The sequence below is a fragment of the Nitrospirota bacterium genome, assembly GCA_016180645.1.
Classification (GTDB): domain Bacteria; phylum JACPQY01; class JACPQY01; order JACPQY01; family JACPQY01; genus JACPAV01.
The window spans coordinates 134460-158397 of the sequence record JACPAV010000011.1 but is presented as its reverse complement, the minus strand read 5'-3'; the positions used below and the strand labels follow the sequence as shown (position 1 = coordinate 158397).

The following is a 23938-nucleotide window of genomic DNA, read 5'->3' as shown; positions in this document are numbered from 1 at the left end:
GGACCGGATGGAGTGGGAACTTCCGGCGGAGGCGATGTATTTGGAGTTTGAGAAGTTGCCCTACGGGCGGGAGGTGTTCAAAGTGGGGGAGGCGGATGCTGAGCGGTTGACCTCGCAGGTGAAGGCGATCCTGGAGGTGTTGGAGGAAGCACCGAGTCCCTCTCCCGCCCCGGACCGGGCCGGCGATCTCGCCCCAAGGCGGGCGCTCTCGTGCGAAGCCGACGACCCGTGCGAGGCCGATCAATCCCAATGCGAAAACCGCGTGGCGTGCCTCCAGAAGACGTGGAAGACGACTCCGCCGCCGTGTTTGGGGCCGAGGATGAAGGAATGTTTCAAGAATACCGATGCGAGCCGATTCGCCTGCGTGAAAAATGATGGGGACGACAATTGCCGACGAGGAAACGGCGGATACACGGACGCCCAGACCAAGCAGAGCGTGGTCTGTGCAGACAACGCGGGTACCCCGGCTGGCCGCAGCCTAGAAATCACGACTCTGCACGAGCGTGTTCACCAATGTGATCCGACTCCACCAAATTTCACACCACTTGACGGACTTTCGGCAGATCAACGAGCAGACAGTTGCGAAAGCATCTGTTTTCAGGAATGTGGCGGAGACAACCCTGACCCTGAAGTGTGTGGACAGCCGAAGCCCCCCGATGTGCCAATCACACCAAGCCAATGCGAATTCTAGTTCTTCTCGGGTTGTTGTGGTTCTGTGGATCTGCCCACGCGATTGATGGGCCAGTGATCGCCGCGCTGGGTACGCCGTCCCCGGTCCGGCCGGAAGGCAAACCCTGGGAAGTTGATTTCGTGACGAGCAACCACGATACAATAGATCTGCTTGTCCCAAGGCCCAATATTGGCGATCTATTTCGTATGGCGGTAGGACCGTTCCAGATTACCGACTCGCAAGGCAAGCGAATTGAGCCGTATTTCTTCGGACAAGTTCGGTATAGAAAAACCTCAGACTTCACGCTCCTGAAGCCGGGAGATTCGCGAGTGCAGACTGAGGTCATCAGGGAAGGCGATTTCTACGTGGGGCCTCAAACGCATAACGTTCCGTGCCGCAACACCGAACATTGCATGGAGGTAGGGCTACTTAGAGTGCCTCCGGACACCTATCGACTTCGCTGGCCGCATGGGAACAAAGAGAATCCTTTTAAGACTGTCGACGATCGCGCGAAGGTCTGGATCGGAGAGGTGTGGTCGAACACGCTGATCATCCAGACCACCGAGAAAGAGCCGGTGAAGGTGGGGCTGGACGTCGATCCGGATACGCTGAACTTCAAGTCGGAGGGCAAGTGGATTACGGCCTATCTCTCCGCGCCGCAGAATGCCGGCCTGCTCGCGACGACGACGAAATTCCAGGGGACCGTTGTGGCCGACAGGGTGGAGTGGCAGGCGGAGGGCGGTGGGCGATGGGCGGTGAAGATCCCCCGCTCGCTCGTGATCGACCTCCTCAAGGGCATCCGCGGCTGGGAACTGGACGGCCTCATGAAAGTCTTCGTCTCCGCCGAAGCCGGTCAGACGATGTATTGGGGCGACGACAAAATCCGCATCCTCGAAGATCCGGGCAAAGGTCCTGCCTCTCTACCCACGACTCAACCCCAAGGCCCTCCCACCGTCCCTCCTCAAGACAGGAAGAAATCCCCGCGAAGATAGGGCGGGCCGCTTCTTCAGACCCTGTGCCCGTCAGTCAGGGTGGAACGAACGTAGAATAGACAGGGATTCCTTCGATCGAGCGGTTATGTGATGACATCCACGAGGTTCGAATACGCCGCAAGCGCCCGGTCTGCGGTCAAGAAGCGAGCGGGCTCGTGCAGGCTCTGAGCCAAGAGGAGGCGATCGAAGGGGTCGCGATGGTGGAGCGGGAGTCGTCTGATCTCCGCTGAATGCGCCGAGGTCACGGGAAGCTCGCTGAAGCCCATGCGGACGGCGGCTGCGGTGATCTCCTCCAGATCCACAGGCAATTGAATCCGGCCCACTTGGAGTTTGATCGCCAGTTCCCAGATGCTGGCGGCCGAGAACAGCACCTCGCTGTCAGGCGATTCGATATGGTCGCGGTGTGATTTCGGGATCCTGCCGGGCTCCGCCACGGCCCACAGGAGCACGTGCGTGTCGACAAGGAGACGCATCAATCGCCCTCTTCGAAACCCTTGAGTATGTCGTCGGGCAAAGGAGTGTCGAAGTCATCGGGGACCGTGAAACGGCCGGCCAGGATTCCCAATCGACGGCGTTTCCTTGTCCGTTCGATCGGAACGAGGCGAGCCAGCGGCTTCCCCGCCTTGGCGATGACCACTTCCGTGCCGGCGCTCACCTTTTCAAGCAGTCTCGATAGATGTGTCTTGGCTTCATGAATGTTGACCATACGCATGGTTGCCTCCTGAATTAAACTAGGTCTAGTCTAGTCTAGGCCGGAGCCTGAGTCAATGCTCGCCCCTTGGCGAAGGGTCAGGCGGGGGGGCACTTGAGGAGGGCAACCGCAAAGGCGGAGGAGGCGCGGAGTTCGCCTTCGGGGCCGAGCCATTCGGGGCTCTTGGCCTTGACGTTGATATCCGTCCGTTTCATGGCGAGCGTTCGAGCCAGTGTCGATCGCATGGCGTTCAGCCGGGTGGCGAGACGAGGCAGTTGCAGCACAACGGTGGAATCCACCTGCTGAATCATCCAACCGCGCCGTTGGAGCTTGCTGCGAATTTCCTTCAGAAGGGTGAGGCTGGAGATGTTCTTGTACCTGGGATTGGAGGGTGGGAAGTGCCGGCCGAGATCCCCGAGTCCGGCCGCGCCGAGGAGGGCTTCTCCGACGGCATGGCAGAGGACGTCGGCATCCGAATGGCCGTCCAGCCCCAGTTTAGATCGAATCCGAACCCCGCCGAGAATGAGAGGTCGGCCTTCCACCAGCGGGTGGATGTCGTAGCCGAAGCCGATTCGGAAGCTTCCAGCCATCAGCGGTCAGCTCTTGGCTTCAGGAGGGTTTCGGCGACGACGAGGTCATGCGGGTGGGTGATTTTCAGATTGGGGGAGTCGTTCCACACGAGCGAAACTTGGTGGCCGATGCGGGCGACGAGCGATGCCTCATCCGAGCCAAGAAAGCGGTCTCGGCGGGCGGCCTCATGGGCCAATCTGAGGAGCGCCGCGTCGAACACCTGCGGCGTCTGGGTGGCCGCGATCTCCTTTCGATCCAAGACGCGTTGGAGGCGGGAACTCCGAGCCAGCACGAGCGTGTCGGTGGCTCGGGCGGCTACGACGGCGGCCTTTGAGCGCCGCGCGGTCTGAACGGCTTCCCGAGTAATTCGGGCGCGGATGAGCGGCCGGGCCACATCGTGCGTGATGATGAGCTGCGCCTGCCGGGCCGCGGCCTCCAGTCCGCGGCGGACCGATTCCTGCCGGGTGCGGCCACCGAGCACAAACTTTACGGGCACCCTCGCGCGATGGCCGACCATCCACGCCCGGGCGCGGCGATAGATCGAGGGATGGACGACGGCGACGATTTCCAGGGCTTCGGGGAGAGACGAAAAAGATTCGATGGCACGGACGAGAAGCGGGCGCCCGGCCAGGGAGACCCACCCTTTGGGCACGCCATGCGCCAGCCGTCGGCCCTCGCCCGCGGCGAGCAGGATGATCGATGTGTCGCGTCGCGAAGGGCGCTGTCGGGGCCTAGGCAACGGTCTTGTTCGTGATCGATTGGGCACGGCCCTTGAAGAGTTCGAGCATCTTCGGCAGGCGCACTTGGAGAAGCATATTGGTGATGGACTTCGGGATCAGGAGCGGGAGGGCCAGCTCCGCCATGTAGGTGACTTCGGTCTTGCTCCTGCCCATGGGCGTGAGATACCAGCCGCCGTTGTTCTCCTTGAAAAACGGGCTTTCGTGAAGTTTCCACTCGACGGATTTGTAGGGCTTCTCAATGAGTGAGATGGAGTAGTGGATCCGACGGAGCACGTCGATTTCGAATCCCACGATCGCGTGATTCTTCTTCCGTTCGAGGATGTCGATCTTCTTGACCTCCGGCAGAAACTCCGGATAACGGCCATAATCCACTATCACCTCGAAAAAGTGCTTCGAGGAGACATCGACGATGATGGATTGCTGCGCCTTGGCCATGGTGAATATGTCTCGATCGTGATCGGGTTGTTCAGATCCCTCCGTGCCCCGGTGGATTATCCCGGAGGAGGGCCGAATGTCAAATGGGAGATAGGAGATGGGAGACGCGACAGGGGCCGGGCGGGGTCAGGAAGTGAGAATGCGCGGGGTGATGAAGATGAGGAGCTCCGTCTGATCGTGCGACTTGACCATGTTCTTGAACAACCAGCCGATGATGGGGATCTGGGAGAGCAGGGGCACGCGCTCGGAAGAACGGGTGTCCACCGTTTCATACAAGCCCGCAATGACGGTTGTTTCGCCGTTCTTGAGAAGGACGTTGGTGTTGGCCGACTTGCTTGCCTGGCCGGGAACGTTGTCGATGGCCTTCCCGCTCAGCGTGCTTCGAGTGGCCGTGATTTTGAGTTCCACGTATCCCCCGGGAGAAATCAGCGGGAGGACGTTCAGGGTGATACCGGACGTGATCTCTGTGAGCGTGACAGGCGCGGACACCCCGCCGCTCCCCGTGCCTCCGCCCGTCCGCAGCCGGATGGTCTCTCCGCTCGTAATCGTGGCGTTCTCCTTGTTGAGCGTGGTGATCTTGGGGTGGGAGATGATCTTGGCCAGTCCATCGCTCTCCGCGACGAGGATCTGGGCATTCAGGGTGGCGAGGCTGCTGATTTGACCCACCGTGAAGCCGATGCCTTGCCGGCCCCCACCCGGCATGTCGACGAGGAAGTTCCCAAGCCCCGGACCCGCGGCGCCGCCAACGCCGGTCAGCACGTCGCCTCCCGCCCGGATCTGCGAACCCCACCGGATCCCGAGGTTTCGACTGAAAGAGGTGGAGAGCTCGACGAGCTTGGCCTCGATTTCCACTTGCGGGACGCGCGTGTCGATCTGGCGGAGGATCTCTTTTACGCGGTTCACGTTCTCGCGGGTATCGGTCAGAAGGAAGTGATTCGTGCGGCTGTTCACGTTCGCGCGTCCGTCCGGGGAGAGCAGGGAAGTGATCTGAGCGAGCATCTGGTTGGCATCGGAGTAGATAACGGGAATGACCTCCGTGACCAGTTGCTTCGGCGCGGCCTCGCCCTTGGGCGCGATCCGCATGATGGCGCCGTCGACCGTTCGGGCGAGGTCATAGGCGCCCAACAACGCTTCGAGGATGTCCTGAATGGGTACGTCCTTGAGATTGAGTGAGACCACACCCTTCACCTTCGGATCCAGAATCAAATTGACGCCCATCTCATCGGCCAGAGCCTGAAGGATGATTCGGAGGTCGGCATCCTGGCTGGAAAGAGTGAAGAGTTTCTCGCCGGGTGGCGGGGGGGGGGAGACTTCGATCGGCTGTGCCTCGGCGAGCCAAAGAAAAAGCAGGGCCACGCTTGCAGCCATCCATGCCGTGCGTTTCATCCCGCAGCCCTCCTTGGGACTGAAATGACCTATGAGGCCTCTTTCCGGACTCGTCCCAGGGATTTCTCCCGGAACCATTCGTCAATCAAATCGCGTTTGAATCTCCAGCGACCGGAAACCTTGAACGAGGGGATTTCGCCCAGGCGCGCCATCTTGTAGACCGTGTGCGATTCCATCTGGAGGTAATCGGCCACCTGCTTCACGGTCATGATCTCCGCCCGCAGGGGAGCGGGGGGGTCCCGGCGGACCATGGCAGACGGAGCCCCGGATTGCCCTTCGTCCTTCTTCACAGTAGTTAATTATACGGATGTGGCGCCAAGCTGTCAAGAAAGATCCTTCACTTCTTTTCATTTACCTTCACGTGAGAGCGGAGGAACCTATGAAAGTGCATGGATTCAAACCCGATTCAAAATGGTCGCTGAGGGCCGGCGGTCCTTGGAAAAGCAGCCTGAAAGGTCCCAAGCGGCCGTTCGATTGACGCTCTTCGCTTCCGTTGGTATTCTGAACGGAAGGAGTTCGGGTGATCGACCTCTCGCGATACCAGAACAAGATGTCCGAACGCTGCTTCCGCGTTCTCACGCGGGCGGTCGACGAATCCCAGCGGCGGCAGCATTTCTTCCTCGGCATCGAGCACCTCTTCCTCGCCCTTCTCGAAATCGAACACGATTTGTTCAAGGAGATGGCCGACGACGTCCGCCTCCCGCTGGACCTGGTGGACGAAGCCGTGCGGGCCCAGATGCACACGGCCAAGCAGTATCTCGGCGTGGGAATGCGGATTCCCAGCGATACGAAAATGGTTTTCAAGCACGCCTGGGAGGAGGCCCAGAAAAGGGGCCGGAATCTCATCCATTCAGCGGATCTCCTGGCTGCCATGTTCCGGGACGAGCATTCCCTCCCCGCCCGAATGCTGATGTCCTTCGGCGTCAGCCCCGATGAAGTCCAGGAGTGGCTCAAAACCAGGCATCGCGATCGAAGGTCCGGGGCTGAGCTGCGCCGAAGGAAGCACGACCTGCCTCCCCACCTGGCCATGTACGGCGTCAATCTGAATCAACTGGCCCTTCAGGGTCGCATTCCCCCGCTCGTGGGACGCGAAGCCGAGCTCCGGCAAATGGTGGAAATTCTCTGCCACCGGGAAAGGCAAAACTCCGTGATGCTCGTGGGCGATGCGGGAGTGGGCAAGACCGCCCTGGCCGAGGGGATGGCACGGAAGCTTGAGCTTGAACCGCAGACCATTCCCGAACGGCTCCGCGAGGCCCAGATCGTGAACCTTCAGATGAACACGCTTGTGGCGGGAACGGTCTTCCGCGGGATGTTCGAGGATCGGATGGAAAAAATCATCCGCGAGGTGCGCGAGCGGAAAGACATCATCCTGTTTGTCGATGAGGCGCACACGATGATCGGGGCGGGCACGGCGCTCGGCGTCACGTCGGACGCGGCCACCATCCTGCGCTCCGCCCTTGCGAGAGGAGAGGTTCAGATCGTTGGAGCGACCACGCTGGCCGAGTACAAAATGCACATCCAGGAGGATGAGGCGCTCACGCGACGATTCCGCATCGTCCACGTGGAGGAGCCTTCGCCGGAGCATGCGCGAACCATCCTGGCCGAGGCCGGCAAACGCTACGAGGAATATTATGGCGTCAATGTGTCCGACGCCGCGCTGAATGCGGCGATGGATCTCTCCCGGCGCTACATGCACCACCTCCGGCTGCCGGACAAGGCGATCGGATGGCTCAACACGGCGTGCGTGAAAGTGGAGTTCCACGGCCAGGAGAAAATCGTGCGCGCGGAGGACGTGGCGCGGGTGGTGGCGGAGGAGGCGAAGATTCCATATGCGATGATCGCTCGGGACGGCATCCCCCCCTTCGACGCGCTTCCGGAGGTTTTGGATCGTCGCATCGTGGGCCAGCGGGAGGCGAAGGATGCGGTCGTGCGGCGGCTGCGGCTGAACAAGGGTCCACTGAAGTTGGATGCCGCGCGACCGGACGGGGTTCTCCTCTTTCTGGGGCCCACCGGCGTGGGGAAAACGGAGATGGCGAAAGCGCTGGCCGAGTTCCTCTTCGGCGATGATCGGAAGATGGTGCGGATGGACATGTCGGAATTCTCGGACTCGACGCTTGGTGTGGACAAGCTCATCGGTATGCCACGGGGGATTGTGGGCAGCGAGCGCGGCGGGGTCTTGACGAGCGCCATCCGCGACCACCCCTTCACGATTGTGCTGCTCGACGAAATGGAAAAGGCCAATCGGTGGGTGCGCGATCTATTCCTGCAAGTCTTCGACGAGGGGTGGATGACGGACGGTCGCGGCCGGAAGGTCTACTTCAGCGATTCGACCATCATCATGACGTCGAACCTGGGCGCCGAGCACTTCAAGAGCCTCACGCGTCCCATGGGCTTCCTCCAGGAAGGGAAGGAGTTCGCGGCGATCCGATCGGATGTCATGGCGGAGCTGGAAAAAGCCTTCTCACCGGAGTTCATCAACCGGATCGATGAAGTGGTGGTCTTCACGCCGCTATCAGAAGGCGAGGTGCGGCAGATTGTAGAGCGTCATCTCGCGGCGTTGGACGCCCACCTGCGTGGCTTCGGCAAGAGCCTGAGTTACACGGAGGAGGCCGCCGCCGCCCTCGCCGCGAAGGGCTACAGCATCCAGTATGGCGCGCGCTTCCTGAAACGCGTGATCGACGAAACGGTCAAACTGCCCGTCATGGAACAGTGGGACCGCGCCTCGCATTTCATCCTCGACCTCCAATCCGGCGCCCTCCGCATCCACGGCTGCGCCGGGGCCTCATAACGGTTCATCTCGCGGTCCCGGAGCGGAGGGGGGGGCGAATCGAGCCGGAATCGGCGCCCTTTTCCGATGACTCTCGTCGTCGCGACCCTGCCGCCTGCCGGATGGGTCTCTATCCGTGGGAAACTCGCGGCGTGTACCCTGCAATCCGGGTGAATTGTCCTAATGAGCCGAACTGGACGAACGCGGGGGACCCCGAGTCCCATTCGATCCGCTCGAGACTGGGCACCGACGCCGACACGTAGGGAAACCTCAAGTCATAAACGTTGTAGAGGCTCGCGAAAAATCGGGAAAGATGAAGCGGACTGTCAAGGCTCGGATACTTCCCAAAGATTTCTCCCCTTCGCTTCCCCGATGAATCCACCATGACAAGCGTAACGGCTTCATACCGGGTGAAGTCATTTCGAACGAAGCGTCTTCCCGTCAAGCCCCGCAGCACATCATGGTATCGCGCTATGGCTGGGACCACCCGACCTTGCATATCGACGGAGACATCATTCTTACGGAACTTTCCCTCTCGATTCGCTTTCAGCAAGTGGAGGAACCCGTACACAAGACCGGGGTACATGATGTGGATGTTGGTCGAATCGCCTATGGCCTCCTCCATCCTGTTCGTCAGATTACGAAACGCGTTTCCCGTCCCCTTTATGGATACCGCCACTACGGGGCCGACGCCGCGTTTCGCAACTACCACATCGACTCTCTTGCTCTTCAAACCTCCTAACACGGTCTGCTCCCCATTCCCTTCGACGCTTTCATCGAATCGAATCCGCCTCCGTTTGCCGCGGTTGTCGACCGTGAGCGGGGGACGGGGGCTGACCTCGTCCGGCGCAAAGCCGCCCTCAAACACGAGGCGCAAGGCAACATACTTGTGAAATGGTTTGATGTGCTCCTGTGCCTGCGTCCCCACGACGGTGACGAATTCGGTGAGGGCCGATTTGACGTTTAGGAAACGCGATATCTCCTCAGGACGCATAATGCCTCCACTTCCTCATCAGGGAGGTGGCCTCGGCGATCGTATCAGCCTCACTTCTTGTCAATCTTAGTCCATTCATCGCGATCCGGACGTTCGCCGCTTCCCCCGGCTCGAGTTTCAGGAGGCCGCCTCCGAGCGGATGGCCCTCCAACTCGCAACTTAGCTGGCCGAGTGGCTCATTCCAAGCCCGCTGGACATCGCGCGCCGCCACACCTGGCTTGAATCTCACCGCATGAATGGAATTGGTGCAGGTGCAACCGGCGGGATTTCGGACCAGCAAGGGCTGGCTGTCACTCATGTACGACAGGAACGCATCGGGGGTCCGGACATCGGGAACAGCGTACCACGGGGCTCGATTCCGACATTTGTACGCCCGCTTGGCGTCTCTCGCCGCGGGGGTAGCTAGATAACGTCGCACGGAATCGGGGAGATCGTTCAGCTCAGCAAGGTCCAACAGAAGGACCGGTTCGTCCGTTGCGATCCAATTGGCTACCACGGCGCGATCAACCGTAGAGGAAGGAAGCTGTTGGGACTTTCGCACCGACACGCGGAGGACTCGGCGCGGAATCCCATGAGACCGCGCCTCGGAGGGTCGGAGGTGAAAGAAATCGTTGGCCCCAGTGACGTAACCAATGCCTGCGTGGGCCACCTCTGAGAATCTCACCACCGAGGGTCTGGCGATGAGATCGTCATAGAGATCAAGCTGGGTGTCTGTTAGGAGGTTGCGTCTCAGCTTCCAGCCGGATTCCCTCCAGGTTGAAAGTTCGATGCGCCTTGCGAATCTGGCCGGTTCCTGATCGGCCACAAATCTCTCAAGACAGTTCAGATGGATTCCCGTCGTCTCATCGCCGAAGCCTGAGCAGTACAGGAACCAGGCGTCCTCCGACAAGGCCGGAAACAGTTTCTCGCGAAAAGCCACAAGACGGACCTGCCCAAAATGCCCGCAAATCCATTCAATCAGAGGTTTCGCATATGTGGCGTGGCCGATCTCGGCCGGCACCACGAACGCCATCTTGCCCCCGGGCTTGAGCAGGCTCGCGGCAACTACCAGAAAGGGCGCCCAGGACGAAGAGAGACCGCTGAATTCGGCCCCTAAGAAGGACGCAAGTGAAAGCGCCTTTTCCCTGAGAACACCTGAAAAACTTTGATATCGAATGAAGGGAGGATTCCCGGCAGCGGCGTCGAACCTTTCCTTGGTCTGCGCGGCCCAATCGAAAAAGTCGCCTTCGTGCACGAGGGACCACGGCGCGCGCATTTTGGCCATCGCGGCTTTTTGTGGATCGATCTCGATGCCGACCGACTTGCGATGACAGGCGAGGAATTCTCCGTCCCCACACGATGGATCAAGCAAACGATCGCGTTTTCGCTGGGTGGCCCAGTGAACAAGAGTACGCGCCACGTCCGGCGGCGTGAAGAACTGTCCCAGCGTCTTCGTCTGGTTGTGGACGGACATCCCTGCCACGATTAATAGTTTCTCACCTCTGATTGTTCAAGTCCAATGGGCCGGAACTTGCAGATTGATTGAGTGGAGAGTACCAGCCTCCCCGACGCAATTCCCTCAGACCTTGCGAATCCCAGCGTCGTATGCCAAGAGATATGAATTGTTCTGCCAGAAACTCGTTCGTGAACAGCTGTACGATTGTTCCTGCTTGCTACTGACGGATCGCAGTACAGGTCCGATGGGCAGGTTCCGCGAACCATCGGCGGAGCTTCGATTCGAACGGTTTGTCGGGGCGCTCACGGGCCATGCCATCGGCTATCTCAAGTCACGCACGGGTAGGTGATCCAAGCGGCTCAAAATCCCGACCGCCCATCCAGCTCTCGGAAGCTTCTGATTCTTCCTGGCGCAGCCGCGTCCCACGAGTCACGAATCTCGCGGGGCGAATTGAGGCGACATGGGATTGGATTCCTGTTTTTCGGCATCGCCGGTGTGCTTGGACTGTGCGGCCGTGGAGCAGCACAGAGCAGGGCGTCCAGCGAGGAGGACAAGTTCAAATTCCCTGGGGTGGTGGTGGAGGCTGGCGAAGGCCCGACGATGAACGTTGTCGGGATGGGAGCCGGTTTCTACTACCCTTTGGTGGATGGCGGCTTTGCGCTTGAACCGTTTCTGAATGTCGGCGCTTGGACGTTCTTCATGCCGGGCTACACCGTCGGGTGGGGATTTCCGGTGTACACTCCGGGGCTTCGCGCGAGTGTGGGTGGCACGCACCGAATTTACCTGAGCTACGGGCAGGGTATCTACAATGGACCTCGTTGGTACGATGAAGATCACGGGCTGACGCTGCCTCTCGTTCCGGATGACGGTTACAACAAGCTCCCGAGGGATTGGGTGACCAATCTTGTCGCCATCGAGATCGGATATGAGCTGGTTTCCGATGTTGGCGTCAGAATTCGGGCAGGTCTGGGGGATTACGCCGGGAGTCATGCTCCCGGCTGGCTGCCCGTTCCGGCATTGACCGTCGGCTGCCCGTTCGGTCCAGGTCACTAGCCTGTGTCTGAGAAGCACCTCATTGCCGTGAGATTTCCTGGTAGGCGCACCCTTCAAGGGTGCGTCCTCGGACGCAGGCTGAAGCCTGCGGCTACCGGAGGAACCTTTCCAACCAGAGCCTAGCCGCGCAATGGAGGGGATGGGATAGTGGTCCAAGGAGTAGCGCGAAGTTTCTTGAGCCTCTCGACCCGGCGGCGTAACTCCTCTTCCGTGGGGATTTCAGGTGAGCGGCGAAAATCCCTCAAGAGGTAGGCCGAAAGCGACAAGTCGGCTGAAAACGCCCGGGACTTGAACTTTCGGCGGAGGCGGATCGGCACGTTGCGAATCCGTAGCGCCTGCGCCATCGGAGGAGCCTGACGCGCTCATCACCACATGTCAAGCCGAGATCGCGGTTCAGCGCGCCGCGGCGCCGCCCATTTCGCTCCGCTTCAAGGACGGCGATTGGAATCGTGATCCTGACTTGCGCCGGCCGGAGTGAAGAGGACGACGGTATTCGAGATGGGTTTCAACGTCTTCAGATAGTCGTAGATCGCGCCTAGGTCGGCCTCGGTCATGCCGCTGTATTCACTCCACGGCATGATGGTGTTGAATTCACCGTCCTTCACCGCAATGACCCGCCCGTTCGAGGGGTCGAATTCCTTGAAGCGCCCGATGAACCTCTCGCGACTCCACTGGCCGATGCCCGTTTCGGGATCGGGCGTGATGTTGGTGGGACGGACCCTCCCCCACGGAAGGACGAATTCACCTCCACCGGCGAATTCCTTGCCCGCAATCGGCGTACCTTTCTTCGTCGGCGTGTGGCAGTCCGAGCAGGCGGCAATGTTCACGAGATACCGTCCGAGCGCGACCGATTCCTTCGCGTCGGGCCGCGGTTGAGGCGCGGCCGGCCGGGGAAGGGTCTTCACCACATGGTTGAGAGGGAAGTCGAGCTGACGGGAAGGTACTTTGTTATCGATGGGCTTCAGGCTGCGGACGTAGACGATTATCGCATGGAGGTCCGACGCATCCATCGCGTTGTAGCGGGGGTAGGGCATGATCGGAAAGAGGGCTTCATTCGAGCGCGTCACTCCGCTGGTGATGGCCCGCGCGATCTCGCCATCCGACCATTTGCCCAAAGCGGCCGGCGTAATATTGGATGCGGGTATTGTTCCCGGCAAACCCATCTCTTTGCCAAAAACAAATCCGCCTTTCCCTTCCGTTCCAGGCACGACGGGGCCGGAATAACGATGGAAGTCCCGCTCCGAGTGGCAATCGATGCAGCCGGTCACATGGCGGGCAAGATACCGTCCTCGCTCAAGCTGATCTGGGGACGCCTGTACCTTGATCGCCGGCGGTGGACCGACGTTCGGGATGGTTGAGCGAAAGATGAGAGAACAGGATGCTGAAAGCAGCCCGAACGCCGCGATGGCAAGAGTGATTCTCTTCGTGTTCATGTATCCTCCCTTGGTTTCGAGCGGATAACGTCAAGTCCAACCGGCATCCTATCAACCGATGCTTGGCTGTCAAACAGATCAGTCTTCAATCATGAGGCCGCTCATGATTGATCTATTGATCTGATGGGAGAACTTATCTCAACTGTCTGGGGCGACGCTGTGGATCTGTTCCCCTCGGACGATGCGGACCGCCGCCTCGACCTTGGCGGGAGAAAGCCTGCCATCGAGCCAGCGCCGAAACGTGGCAAGTGAGAAATCGGGATGCTGGGCGAGCAATCCGAAATCCAGCCGGTCCTGGCGTTTTTTCCTCGTGGGGCGGGTCGGGCTGACGAGCGCAACGTACTTGAGCGCGGCCAGAGCTTCCGGGGAGGGCATCGTTGTATATTTCGCCGACCCCTCTACCTTCAGGACGGCTTCGAGGACCGGGTGAGACGAAGCCCGAATGACATCCACGTTCAGGATGCGCACGACGAAAGCCGATTTCTGCTTGTCCGCCGCGTAGGGAATCTTCTCGGTGCCGAGGAAAGCCTCCACGTTGGCGAAGATGCGGTCGTCCACGAGATAGTCGAGGTCGGCGGTCGGCCGGATCTCGACGTACTGTTGCATCGCGGTCGCGCCGACCATGAGCCGTTTGCCCTTGGTGACAAGCGAGAGAAGCCGCCGCCTGAGCGATTCCCAGTCTCTCGCATTGTCGTCTTCACGATTCGCCATGCCTTTGATCTTACGTGCGGTGTTACGAGGGGTCAACGTCGGCAGGAGCGAGTGCAGCTCCAGAGTGAGATCGGTTGCCGTTTGAATTCGTGCTGAAGTCCGTTCAAGATCCCCCCCCGTGGAAATGAAGAAAGCCGTTCTGGTCCTGCTGCTGCTGGGAACCCCGCACCCAGGACTCCGTACTCTCGCAGAGGCCGCTGAGGTCAATCTCTACCGGCGCGATGCCGTTGTGGAGGTCGTTCAAAAGGCGAGCGCGGCCGTGGTCAATATCAACACGGAAACGCGCACGCAGGAGCGGCAAGGCGCGCCATTCGGCTTCCAGGACCCGTTCTTCGACGAGTTCTTCAAGGACTTTTTCGACATGTACTCCCTCCCAAGAGAACGCGTGTACGAAAGCCTCGGCTCCGGCGCCATCATCGATCCCCAGGGCATCATTCTGACCAACGAGCACGTCGTCCGCCTGGCCACGAAGATCAAAGTCACTCTCGTGGATGGAAAGGAATACCTTGCCGAACCGGTAGGGGCGGACCCGGACACGGACATCGCGGTGCTCCGCGTGAAAACCGAGAGCGGAGCGATTCGATTGCCGACCCTCGGAATGGGTCGCTCCAACGATATCATGATCGGCGAAACCGTCATCGCCATCGGAAATCCCTTCGGGCTTTCCCACACCGTGACCGTGGGTGTGGTGAGCGCGCTCCACCGCTCGGTGAAGACCGGCGATCGCGTGTATCAGGATTTCGTTCAGACCGACGCCTCGATCAATCCCGGCAACTCCGGCGGGCCGCTTCTCAACATCCTCGGGCAAACGGTCGGCATCAACACGGCCATTGTGGCCAAGGCGCAGGGAATCGGATTCGCCATCCCGATCGATCGCGCGAACCGCATCATGAGCAACCTCCTCACCCAGGGGCAAGTGACGATCCCGTGGTACGGAGTCCGCGTGCAGGCGATCAACGACGAACTCTCGAACTACTTCGGTGTCTCCCGGGGCGTTGTTGTCACGAAGGTGGAAGCGGACAGCCCTGCGGATAAAGCGGGTCTCCGACGGCAGGACATCATCACGTCGCTCGAAGACAGTCCCGTGCAATACCGTGAGGACTTTTACTCGCTCCTTCGCGGATACCGAACCGGCGACACGATCCGGACGGAAATCTTTCGCGAGGGGACAAAGCGAGTCATCCCGGTGGTGGTGACGGTCTTCCCGAACGCGAGAGCGGAGGATTTGGGTTTCGAGATGTTGGGATTCAACGTGAAAGCAGGGCCGGGTCGGCGCGTTTCCATTTCGAAGGTCCGTCCGGGGAGCCCGGCCTATCAGACGGGAATCCGGGCGGGGGACATTCTCCTGCGATTGGATTCGCGCGTGTTGTATTCATTGGATGATTTTCGCGAAACGGTCTTGAATATGCGCGGTCAGGCGAGTATACTCGCCGAAATCCAAAGGGGTAATTTTATCTATCGAGTCGTGTTGGACATATGAAGCCTATGACCGAATACCTGCTTGTAGGGGAGCATCTTCAGATGCTCCCTCTTCGGGAGGGTCTGAAGACCCTCCCCTACGCATTAGGTGCTCTTTAGACTGCTGGAGTTCGATATATGATTGAAGTCGAAGGCCTGACGAAGCGATACGGCGAGATCGCCGCGGTTCAGAACGTGAGCTTCAAGATTGAGGCGGGCGAAATCGCCGGGTTCCTCGGTCCCAACGGAGCAGGAAAAACCACCACCATGCGAATCCTCTCCGCCTACCTCATGCCGAATGAAGGGAAAGCCAGCGTGGGAGGAATCGATGTACTCGCGCAGCCCCTCGAGGCGCGAAAGATCATCGGATACCTCCCCGAGACCCCTCCGCTATACGAGGACATGACCGTCCGCGCGTATCTCCTCTTCGTCGCCAAGATCAAGCGGATTGCGCGCAAAGATCGCGAGGAGCGGCTCCAATCCGTCATGTACAAAGTCGGGATCAAAGAAGTCGAGGAGCGCGTCATCGGAAACCTCTCGAAAGGGTACCGGCAGCGCGTCGGTCTCGCCCAAGCCCTCATTCACAATCCGAAAGTATTGATTCTGGACGAACCGACGATCGGACTTGATCCGGTCCAGATCCGGGAAATCCGGGCGCTGATCAAATCGCTGGCCGGCGACCACACGATCATCCTCTCCACCCACATCCTCCCGGAAGTGGCGATGACCTGCCAGAAGGTGATCATCATCGACAAGGGGAAGATCATCGTAAGCGACAGCCTCGACGGCCTACAGTCGAAGGTCCGTCAGTCGGAGGCGTTCGTGATTCAGGTGGACCGCCCGGTGGACGGGCTGGTGGACAAGATCCGGAAAGTAGCGAGCGTGGACGAGGTGGAAAAGAAGGATGAGACCACGCTGCTCGTGAAGAGCGGGCTGAACAAGGACGTGAGGAAAGATGTTTCCCGGCTGGTCTTTGACGCGGGTTGGGGGATCTTGGAACTCCGGCCGGTGAATATCACTCTGGAGGACGTGTTTGTGCGCCTAACGACGGAAGAAGGTCAGTCATGAAGAATGTGCTCCATATCGCCGGTCGGGAGATGCGGGCCTATTTCGCCTCGCCTCTGGCCTATGCCGTGAGCGGCGTGTTCATGCTGATTTCGGGCTACCTCTTCGCCGTCTCCCTGAAGTTCTTCCTCACATACTACTTCCTCGCCTCCCGCAACCCGCAAATGCTCGAACAGCTCAATATCAACGAAATGATCGTGCGCCCCCTCATGCACAATCTGAGCATCGTCATCCTCTTCATCATGCCGATTCTGACGATGCGGCTGGTCTCGGAAGAGAAGCGGCTCCAAACGATCGAATTGCTTCTGACGTCTCCCCTCACGACCTTTCAGATTGCGCTCGGGAAGTACCTCGGCGGTCTGGGACTCTTCACGGTGATGGTGCTCCTGACGGCTCCGTTCCCCTTGACCCTCCTCCTTTATGGGAGGCCCGATCCGGCCCCCATGGCGCTGGCGTATCTCGGCTTCTACCTGATTGGCGCGACTTTCCTTGCCGTCGGGCTGGTGGCCTCGTCGGTGACGAAGAACCAAATCATCGCGGCGCTGATCGGTTTCGGCTCGCTGCTTCTTCTCTGGCTTCTCAACTGGGCGGGCGAGGCGATCAGCGGGCCGATCGGTGAGGTGCTCAATCACCTTTCGATCTCCGAACATCTGGAAGACCTGACCAAAGGGGTCTTCGACACCAAGCACATCATTTATTTCATCACCATGATTTTCACGGGCATCGTCATTTCGCAGCAGGCGATCGACGCCCATCGCTGGAGGTAACGGCCGTGTTGCTGCGACTCAAGAAACTGATCCTTCCGCTGGCTGCCGGGCTGTTGATCGCTGCGGCCGTGGCCATGATCATGACGGACGAGTTCGGCACGGTGCCTACGGCCTTGGCCATCGCGGGTCTCGTGTCCCTCCTTGTCGCCCTCTTCGCGTACTTCGATCTCGTCAAGAACGTCTTGAGCGCCAAGGGCACTCGATACGCGGGTGGCGCAGGCTTCTTCCTCCTGATCGTCCTGGGCGTGATGGTGGCGATCAACTACATCGGGGTGAAACGAAGCTGGCGCGTGGACCTCACGGAAACGAAGCTGTACAGCCTGACCGACAAGACGGTGAAGCTCGTAGGCGGCCTCAAGCGGGATATCAAAGTCACGGCGTTTTTCCAGGAGGGAACTCCGGAGCGGAAGAAGGCCGAGGACCTGCTCACCGAATACGAGCACGCCGCCCAGGGCAGGTTCACGGTGGAATTCGTCGACCCCTACAAACGGCCGGCCAGCGCCAAGGAATACGGCGTCACGGTCCTCGGCACGATCGTGCTCCAGAGCCAGGGCAATCAGACGAAAATGGAGGAGACCAACGAGGAGAGTCTGACGAACGCTGTGGTCAAGGTCACATCCGATTCGACGCCCGTCATCTATTTCACCAAGGGCCACGGCGAGAAGGATCCCGACGATGCCGAAGAAAACGGATATTCGCAGGTCAAGAAAGCCCTGGAGGACGAGAACTATCAGGTGCGGCCGCTCGCGCTCGCGCAGCAGGAGAAGGTTCCGGCGGACGCCGCCGTGGTCATCGTGTCCGGCCCCCGACTCAAGTATTTCGACGAGGAGCAGAAGCGGCTCGGACAGTACGCGCAAGCCGGCGGGCGGCTCCTGATGATGCTGGATCCCGATTCCGGCGGTTGGAAAGACTGGCTCAAAGATTGGGGCGTCGAGCTGCGGGATGAGGTCATCATCGATCCGCTCGCGAAATTGCTGGGCGCGGACTACACCATCCCGCTCGTTTCCCAGTACGGCGACCACGAAATCACGAAGAACTTCAAGTACGCCACGCTGTTTCCCACGAGTCGTCCCGTGAAGCCGCAGGCCACTCCGCCGTCGGGCGTGTCGATCGTCAAGCTCGCCGAGACGACCCCGCAGAGCTGGGCGGAAACCAACATGTCCAAACCCAAGCTGGATGCGGGCGACGAGAAGGGGCCGCTCCCGGTGATTCTGGTGGTCACGAAAGCGGTTGAAGGCGGCGCATCGGTGACCGAGAAGAAGGAAGGCGCCGAGGCCCACGCGGCCGAGGAAGAGAACAAGCGGGAGACTCGCCTCGTGGTGGTTGGGGATTCCGATTTCGGATCGAACGCCTACGTGAACCTATCCGCCAACCTCAATCTCATGCTCAACATGGTCAACTGGCTCGCCCGCCGCGAGGCGCTCATCTCCATCCGGGATAAGACCCCCGGATTCCGGTCGGTGAGCCTGACTTCGGTTCAAATGCGGAATGTGGCCCTGTTGACCATGCTCCTGATTCCGGGCGCCCTGTTCCTCACCGGCGCCTATGTCTTCTGGCGCCGCCGCCACCAGTAGTCTTTAGTCTCTGCCACGATCCCCGGTTAACGAACTGGATCTTCAGGCAAATTCGGGAAGCGTCGACTTCACGTATAGTTCGTAAGTTATTGTAAGTACGAGACTATTTCTTGATCACTGGCTTGACTCACCTTGGGGGTGGAGGCTACCTTGGAGATGACCTGACTGATCTGAACCGACTGCTGGTAGCCGCAGGCTTTAGCCTGCGTAAGGCGCGCAGCCTGAAGGCTGCGGCGACCGAGATCAGAAAGCACGAAACGGACGGTCCGGCGGGATGCCGGACGCCCTCTCAACCTTGGGCGCCGGACATGGAAGTCCGGGATAACGATGAAAGTGAGGTGTGCCGTGGAACTGGCGCTTGTTTTGGTCGGCGTTTTTGTCGCCCGGTTCTTGGTGAGCTTCCTGTCCGATGCGCAGACGATCTATATCCTCGCGCGGAGGACGAAGCCGGCCAGTCTGCTGGCTGGGCTGGAAGAACTCCTGACGTGGGCCACCATCGGGTTCGTGGTTCATTCCGAGCAGTGGGGGTTTCTTCAGCGTAGCCGCTGCAACGCTCGGGTATGTTAGCGCAACGGCTCTGGTGACGAAGCTCGATATCAAGAAATGGGGCGCCGGAAAGAACGACTTGCCCCAATGACGGCAATTCGCCATCATCCCGCCCATGGAAAAAGGGAGGGGTCCACTCTCGGGGATTCGCGTCCTCGATCTGACGCAGACCGTCGCCGGCCCGTTCGGGAGCATGATCCTGGGCGACCTGGGCGCCGAAGTCATCAAGATCGAGCATCCGAACAGCCCTGACATCGCCCGATCCACCCCGCCGCATTTCATCAAAGGCGAGAGCATTTATTTTTTCAGCCTGAACCGGAACAAAAAGAGCCTCGCCCTCGATCTCAAACATCCGGATGGACGCAAAGTTTTTGAGGATCTGGTCAAAAAGAGCGACGTGGTCTTCCACAATTTTCGCCCCGGCACGATGGAGCGGCTCGGGATAGGATACGGCCGCCTCCGCCGCATCCATCCGCGCCTCGTGTTCTGCGCATTGACCGGCTATGGGCTGACCGGCCCCTGGAGTTCCAAACCGGGCTACGACTACGTCATCCAGGCGATGTCCGGGATGATGAGCATCACAGGCGAACCGGGGGGACCGCCCGTCAAGACGGGTATCTCGATGGTGGACCATGTGGGCGGTCTCTACTCCGCGCTCGGCGTGGTGGCCGCGCTCTGGCGGCGGCAGGCGACAGGCCGTGGCGATCTCGTCGACGTGGGGCTCCTGGATACTCAGATGTCACTCTTCACATATCTGGCGGCCTACTACCTTAACGCCGGCGAGAAGCCGGGACGTGTCGCGGGCTCCGGGCACCCCCACATCATCCCCGTTCAGAATTTTCGGGCGAAGGATGGCACCCTGGTCGTCATGGCGATGAACGACCGGTTCTGGAGGAATCTATGCAAGGGGATTGGGAAACCGGAGTGGGGCGATGATCCGCGGTTCAACACGATGGCGGCGCGCTACCGACATCGTCGCACGCTTCTACCCGCTCTCAAGGCGATTCTTGTGAAACGAACCGTTGCCGATTGGGTGAAACGGCTGGAGAAGTGCGACGTCGTATGCGGTCCCGTCTCCACGATGGACCGCGCCTTCGATCATCCGCAGGTCAAGTCCCGTGGCACGGTAGTGACTCTCCATCATCCGACCGCCGGGCGGATCCGCGCGGTAGGGAGCGCCGTAAAATTCACCCAGGCCTCATTGCCGACCTCGCCGCCGCCTCGGTTAGGCGAACATACCCGGGATATTCTCCGTAAGGTCCTGGGATACACGCTGCCGAAAATCTCCGCGTTGGCCGGGTCAGGAGTCGTTCGAACACTTGAAAAAAGCGGCGTGGCTGAGTATTAGGTCATGCTCCTGAATTGAAACACAGCATCCTGGTTCACCACGTCCGAGCCGGCGCGATGATTGCGGCGGTCCTCCTCTCCGCCTGCGACCGGTCGAAGAAGCCTTTCGAGTTGGCTGCTCAACTGGAAGAGCAGGGGAAATTTCAAGAGGCCCTCGATCATTACCAGCTCGCCGTTTCTGCCGGATCCGGAAAATTCGTTATCCCGTCGCGGGCAGGATTGCTCCGGATGCAGGATGTCCTGGCGGTGATCGGGATCGACAAGGCGGTACAGTCCGCCCACTGGGAAGAGGTGATGGACGGCATGGAGAAGCTACGATCAGGCGGTCTTGATTATGGGACCGTATCCGAGTCGGCAAAGGGTGAACGCTCGCGCGCCGTTCTGAAACGGATCGGTCCGCAGCCGTTTCCCAAGCGGAAATCGGATGCGCGTTTGGCGGCCGCTGAGATGGTGGGACACATCGCAACGGGATTGGAGCATCGCCAGAAAGGTCGCCACCTGAATGCCTACATGGAACTCCACCGCGCCTTTCAGATCGGAGAGGATTTGGGAATGGGATTGGGGGAGGAACCCGATCGGCGCTACCGGGATTTGGAATCCTCGGTGGGGCAATTGTACTGGTCCTTGGAGGATATGAAGGAGCTCCTCGCCGCCGGGGAGGTCGAGAAGGCGTACGTCTCTGCGATGGAGTTGAAGACGGAAGGGCTGCCTTCCGACGCGATGAAGCAGGCCGAAAGCCTCATCTCGGAAATCCAATCGGCGAAGACTCGACTCGACACGCTGGCCTCTATCCGCGCGGGGGAATACTTCGCGCTGACGGCGGGAAAAGTCATCTACCAGGATATCAGGCAGGATGCGTCTCAAATGAAGGTGACCCGGATGAAGGTGCTCGGCACGGAAGTGCGAGGGAAAGATCGGCTCTGGACGGTGGAGACGGAGGAATCCCTCAGAATCTACGGTCAACCCCTGAAGGGCCGGACCAGCGTGTCCGTGCGCGCATTGAAACAGGATGGAATGCTGCTCCTCGATTACGGTCGGAAAAGCAGGACACAGGACCCTGTGACCGGGAAGTGGTCGGCGTGGAACGGCGGACCGTACAAGACTCCGAAGTCCTTCGAAATCGTGCTGTCGGGTACGAGCATCCTCCAAGTGGAGCAGAAGAGTTACCCGAAGGCCATCAAGCTCACCTTTTCAGGTGAGGGAGAGCCGCCTCTGCACAACGGTTGGTACGTGTCCGGCGAAGGGCTTGTCAAGCGCGAAGACTGATCACTCCTCCTCCAGAATCGCCATCTCCTCATCATCCAACCCCAAGTGGTGTCCGATCTCGTGCAGCACAGTGATTCGGATTTCCTCCACGATAAGCCGCTCATCCTCGCCGCTCTCCTGAAGGATGCTGTCCCGGTAGATGAAGATTCGGGCCGGGAAGAGCGGCGGTTCGGTCGCGCTCTGCTGCGTGAGCGGATCTCCCACGTAGAGGCCCAACAGGGTGTCCGCGTCCGGCTGCCCATCGGCTTCGGCGCCCGGGGCGGCCTTGACCGTGACTTGGACATTCCTCACGTGAGTCTGGAATTGTTCGGGTAGCTCCCCCAGAGCCTTTTCCACCAACTCTCGAAAGCGCGATGGGGTCATCGCTTTGGCGTATCGCGATATGCCCGGATTGACAAGCGGGGAAGCGGCAGGTATTTTGGAGGAATGCGGACAAATCTGCGAAGGCGCATGGCTGGGTGGGTGGCCGTCCTGTTTGTCCTCGGTCAGATCTCCGCCCTGGCCCATGGGGCCTTCACGCAACACCGAATCTGCCCCCGCCACGGCGAGGTCGTTCACCAAGATCCCTCGGTCGCCGCGTCCCTGCCTTCCGCCCATGGGTGGGCAGGGGACGCCGAAGAGCGCAGGGATGTGGCCGGCCATAATCATGGATGTGTGTTTCTCGCCTCGGCCCGAAGTCTGGTCGGTACGGCATCCCAAGTTCGAATGCTCTCGGTGCCCGAGAGCCAGGTTGCGGATCGGAGCGTTGTGGCCCGCCCGGTCCTCCGCACCGTCGATCTGATCCTCCTCGCCCCCAAGCAGTCTCCTCCTCGCGCCTAGCTCCTCCGGCCTACAGGGGCCGAACAATCCGTCATCCTTAGGGCTCCAGCCCGAGGAAACTGATTCTTGCCATTGGAGGAACTGTTTTATGAGAGTTGTTTTCATTTCGCTGATCGGGCTTGCGTTTCTTGCGGGCCCGCTGGTTGCGTGGTCGCAATCCACGTCGCCCCAATCGAGCGGCGCAGCACTGCAATCGTCAAACATTCTGAATCCGAATATCAGCGCCATCGGATGGTTCCAGGCCGAAGCGGGGCAAAGGGAAACGGAGGCGGGAGAAGACAAGACCCCGCGGTTCCAATTCAAGGAAGCGGAATTGGCCTTCCAGTCGGTCGTCGACCCCTTCGCCCGGGCTGACTTCTTCGTAGCGGTGGAAGGCGAGGGAGGCGTCGATCTCGAAGAGGGATATCTCACGTGGTTTGCGCTCCCTGCGGATCTGTCGCTCAAGCTCGGGAAGTTCAAGGCGGACTTCGGGAAATTCAATCGTACTCACAGGCCGGAAACCGCCTTTGCCGACCGCCCCCTTGCGCAGGAACGGTACTTGGGCGATGAGGGCCTCGCGAGCATCGGTGGAGCACTCTCGTGGCACGTTCCCAATCCATGGTGGCTCATCAACCTGGATGCCGAAGCGATGAATATGCCCGACACGGAGGAAACCCCGGCCTTCGGTGCCGCAGGCCGGAATGACCTGCTTTACGTCGGCCGTCTCAGCAGCTACCACGACCTGACCGAAGCGTTGAACGCCAATGTTGGAGCCAGCGTCGCCCTTGGGACGGCGGGCCCGGTCGCGGACGAGGCGACGGGCGAATCATTCACACCTGGAAACCGACTCTACGGGGTGGACTTGACGATGCGGTGGAAGAATCCGCGTCGGGCGATTTACGGCTCCTGGTTCTGGCAAACAGAAGCTTTCTTGAACAACCGCGAGCGGGCGGCCGATTCCGCGTTGGCGACTGCCGGCCTGTTCTCGCACCTCGAATACCAGTTCGCGCGGCGCTGGCGCACCGGTGCCCGGTACGACTGGTCCGAGTCGCCGACGGACAGATCGGATCGTGTGACCGGCGGTCTTGCTTACCTCACATTTGCGACTTCCGAATTCTGCCGGATAAGTTTGCAAGGCAAGCAAGTGTGGAAGGAAGGTGGGGCGGAAGACACCCTCGGCCTTCTCAAGGTCACTTTCAATATCGGCCCGCACGGCGCCGATCCGTTCTAAGGAGGTTTA

26 protein-coding genes are annotated in these 23938 nt (G+C 60.1%); 14 read left to right on the top strand and 12 right to left on the bottom strand.

What is annotated here, in order from left to right; all coding sequences use genetic code 11:
* A partial coding sequence (locus HYT87_08900; protein ID MBI2059874.1) for a hypothetical protein occupies positions 1 to 691 on the top strand: 691 nt, incomplete at its 5' end.
* A 185-nt stretch (positions 692 to 876) separates the two neighbouring features.
* On the top strand, positions 877 to 1662 hold the full coding sequence (locus tag HYT87_08895; GenBank protein MBI2059873.1) for a hypothetical protein: 786 nt from the start codon (positions 877 to 879) through the stop codon (positions 1660 to 1662).
* A gap of 83 nt (positions 1663 to 1745) precedes the next feature.
* On the opposite strand, the gene HYT87_08890 is transcribed toward HYT87_08895, so the two are convergent.
* The 7 genes from HYT87_08890 to HYT87_08860 all read right to left on the bottom strand — a co-directional run bounded on the left by HYT87_08890 (position 1746) and on the right by HYT87_08860 (position 5735).
* The gene (locus HYT87_08890) at positions 1746 to 2135 is read right to left on the bottom strand and encodes a type II toxin-antitoxin system VapC family toxin (GenBank protein ID MBI2059872.1); all 390 of its coding nucleotides are present in this window, start codon (positions 2133 to 2135) and stop codon (positions 1746 to 1748) included.
* Positions 2135 to 2374, bottom strand: a complete 240-nt coding sequence (locus HYT87_08885; protein MBI2059871.1) for a type II toxin-antitoxin system Phd/YefM family antitoxin — start codon at positions 2372 to 2374, stop codon at positions 2135 to 2137. Before HYT87_08885 ends, HYT87_08890 begins: the two co-directional genes overlap by 1 nt.
* 77 nt (positions 2375 to 2451) lie before the next feature.
* Positions 2452 to 2943, bottom strand: a complete 492-nt coding sequence (locus HYT87_08880; GenBank protein MBI2059870.1) for a 2-C-methyl-D-erythritol 2,4-cyclodiphosphate synthase — start codon at positions 2941 to 2943, stop codon at positions 2452 to 2454.
* Positions 2943 to 3662 carry a 2-C-methyl-D-erythritol 4-phosphate cytidylyltransferase gene (gene ispD / locus HYT87_08875; GenBank protein ID MBI2059869.1) on the bottom strand — a complete coding sequence of 240 codons (720 nt, stop codon included), beginning with the start codon at positions 3660 to 3662 and terminating at the stop codon, positions 2943 to 2945. Before ispD ends, HYT87_08880 begins: the two co-directional genes overlap by 1 nt.
* The gene (locus HYT87_08870) at positions 3655 to 4098 is read right to left on the bottom strand and encodes an SRPBCC family protein (GenBank protein MBI2059868.1); all 444 of its coding nucleotides are present in this window, start codon (positions 4096 to 4098) and stop codon (positions 3655 to 3657) included. The genes ispD and HYT87_08870 overlap by 8 nt, the downstream gene beginning before the upstream one ends.
* Before the next feature lie 126 nt (positions 4099 to 4224).
* Entirely contained in the window at positions 4225 to 5484 is a 1260-nt protein-coding gene (locus tag HYT87_08865) for a hypothetical protein (protein ID MBI2059867.1), read from the bottom strand.
* 29 nt (positions 5485 to 5513) lie between these two features.
* Positions 5514 to 5735: a helix-turn-helix domain-containing protein gene (locus HYT87_08860; protein MBI2059866.1), complete on the bottom strand. Its 222-nt coding sequence runs from the start codon at positions 5733 to 5735 to the stop codon at positions 5514 to 5516.
* A gap of 269 nt (positions 5736 to 6004) precedes the next feature.
* On the opposite strand from HYT87_08860, the gene HYT87_08855 reads away from it, so the two are divergent.
* The gene (locus HYT87_08855) at positions 6005 to 8272 is read left to right on the top strand and encodes an ATP-dependent Clp protease ATP-binding subunit (GenBank protein ID MBI2059865.1); all 2268 of its coding nucleotides are present in this window, start codon (positions 6005 to 6007) and stop codon (positions 8270 to 8272) included.
* Between the two features lie 109 nt (positions 8273 to 8381).
* On the opposite strand, the gene HYT87_08850 is transcribed toward HYT87_08855, so the two are convergent.
* Entirely contained in the window at positions 8382 to 9245 is an 864-nt protein-coding gene (locus HYT87_08850; GenBank protein ID MBI2059864.1) for a hypothetical protein, read from the bottom strand.
* Positions 9235 to 10698 carry an SAM-dependent DNA methyltransferase gene (locus HYT87_08845; protein ID MBI2059863.1) on the bottom strand — a complete coding sequence of 488 codons (1464 nt, stop codon included), beginning with the start codon at positions 10696 to 10698 and terminating at the stop codon, positions 9235 to 9237. Before HYT87_08845 ends, HYT87_08850 begins: the two co-directional genes overlap by 11 nt.
* Here HYT87_08845 and HYT87_08840 point away from each other — a divergent pair.
* On the top strand, positions 10655 to 11029 hold the full coding sequence (locus HYT87_08840) for a hypothetical protein (GenBank protein MBI2059862.1): 375 nt from the start codon (positions 10655 to 10657) through the stop codon (positions 11027 to 11029). The two genes, HYT87_08845 and HYT87_08840, sit on opposite strands and share 44 nt — an antisense overlap.
* Before the next feature lie 251 nt (positions 11030 to 11280).
* Positions 11281 to 11733: a hypothetical protein gene (locus HYT87_08835; GenBank protein ID MBI2059861.1), complete on the top strand. Its 453-nt coding sequence runs from the start codon at positions 11281 to 11283 to the stop codon at positions 11731 to 11733.
* Positions 11734 to 12161: 428 nt separating this feature from the next.
* Here the strand turns inward: HYT87_08835 and HYT87_08830 are convergent, their stop codons facing one another.
* Together HYT87_08830 and HYT87_08825 are read right to left on the bottom strand one after the other, a co-directional pair.
* Positions 12162 to 13166 (bottom strand): cytochrome c, encoded by a 1005-nt coding sequence (locus tag HYT87_08830; GenBank protein ID MBI2059860.1) that lies wholly within the window; start codon positions 13164 to 13166, stop codon positions 12162 to 12164.
* 138 nt (positions 13167 to 13304) lie between these two features.
* Entirely contained in the window at positions 13305 to 13877 is a 573-nt protein-coding gene (locus HYT87_08825; protein ID MBI2059859.1) for a hypothetical protein, read from the bottom strand.
* Positions 13878 to 14001: 124 nt separating this feature from the next.
* Here HYT87_08825 and HYT87_08820 point away from each other — a divergent pair, with 124 nt between their 5' ends.
* From HYT87_08820 to HYT87_08790, 7 genes are all read left to right on the top strand, one after another.
* A complete protein-coding gene (locus HYT87_08820; GenBank protein MBI2059858.1) occupies positions 14002 to 15357 on the top strand; it encodes a trypsin-like peptidase domain-containing protein in 1356 nt (451 codons plus the stop codon).
* Positions 15358 to 15473: 116 nt separating this feature from the next.
* Positions 15474 to 16403 (top strand): ATP-binding cassette domain-containing protein, encoded by a 930-nt coding sequence (locus tag HYT87_08815; protein MBI2059857.1) that lies wholly within the window; start codon positions 15474 to 15476, stop codon positions 16401 to 16403.
* Positions 16400 to 17167 (top strand): ABC transporter permease subunit, encoded by a 768-nt coding sequence (locus HYT87_08810; protein ID MBI2059856.1) that lies wholly within the window; start codon positions 16400 to 16402, stop codon positions 17165 to 17167. The genes HYT87_08815 and HYT87_08810 overlap by 4 nt, the downstream gene beginning before the upstream one ends.
* 5 nt (positions 17168 to 17172) lie before the next feature.
* Positions 17173 to 18741 carry a GldG family protein gene (locus HYT87_08805; GenBank protein MBI2059855.1) on the top strand — a complete coding sequence of 523 codons (1569 nt, stop codon included), beginning with the start codon at positions 17173 to 17175 and terminating at the stop codon, positions 18739 to 18741.
* Positions 18742 to 19068: 327 nt separating this feature from the next.
* Complete coding sequence (locus HYT87_08800; protein ID MBI2059854.1) at positions 19069 to 19308, top strand: hypothetical protein; 240 nt, start codon at positions 19069 to 19071, stop codon at positions 19306 to 19308.
* 94 nt (positions 19309 to 19402) lie between these two features.
* Complete coding sequence (locus tag HYT87_08795; GenBank protein ID MBI2059853.1) at positions 19403 to 20635, top strand: CoA transferase; 1233 nt, start codon at positions 19403 to 19405, stop codon at positions 20633 to 20635.
* Between the two features lie 14 nt (positions 20636 to 20649).
* On the top strand, positions 20650 to 21900 hold the full coding sequence (locus HYT87_08790; GenBank protein ID MBI2059852.1) for a hypothetical protein: 1251 nt from the start codon (positions 20650 to 20652) through the stop codon (positions 21898 to 21900).
* On the opposite strand, the gene HYT87_08785 is transcribed toward HYT87_08790, so the two are convergent.
* Positions 21901 to 22263, bottom strand: coding sequence for a metallopeptidase family protein (locus tag HYT87_08785; protein MBI2059851.1), 363 nt, complete (start codon positions 22261 to 22263; stop codon positions 21901 to 21903).
* Between the two features lie 63 nt (positions 22264 to 22326).
* On the opposite strand from HYT87_08785, the gene HYT87_08780 reads away from it, so the two are divergent.
* A complete protein-coding gene (locus tag HYT87_08780) occupies positions 22327 to 22719 on the top strand; it encodes a hypothetical protein (GenBank protein ID MBI2059850.1) in 393 nt (130 codons plus the stop codon).
* An 88-nt stretch (positions 22720 to 22807) separates the two neighbouring features.
* Entirely contained in the window at positions 22808 to 23929 is a 1122-nt protein-coding gene (locus tag HYT87_08775) for a hypothetical protein (protein ID MBI2059849.1), read from the top strand.
* Positions 23930 to 23938 lie beyond the last annotated feature (9 nt).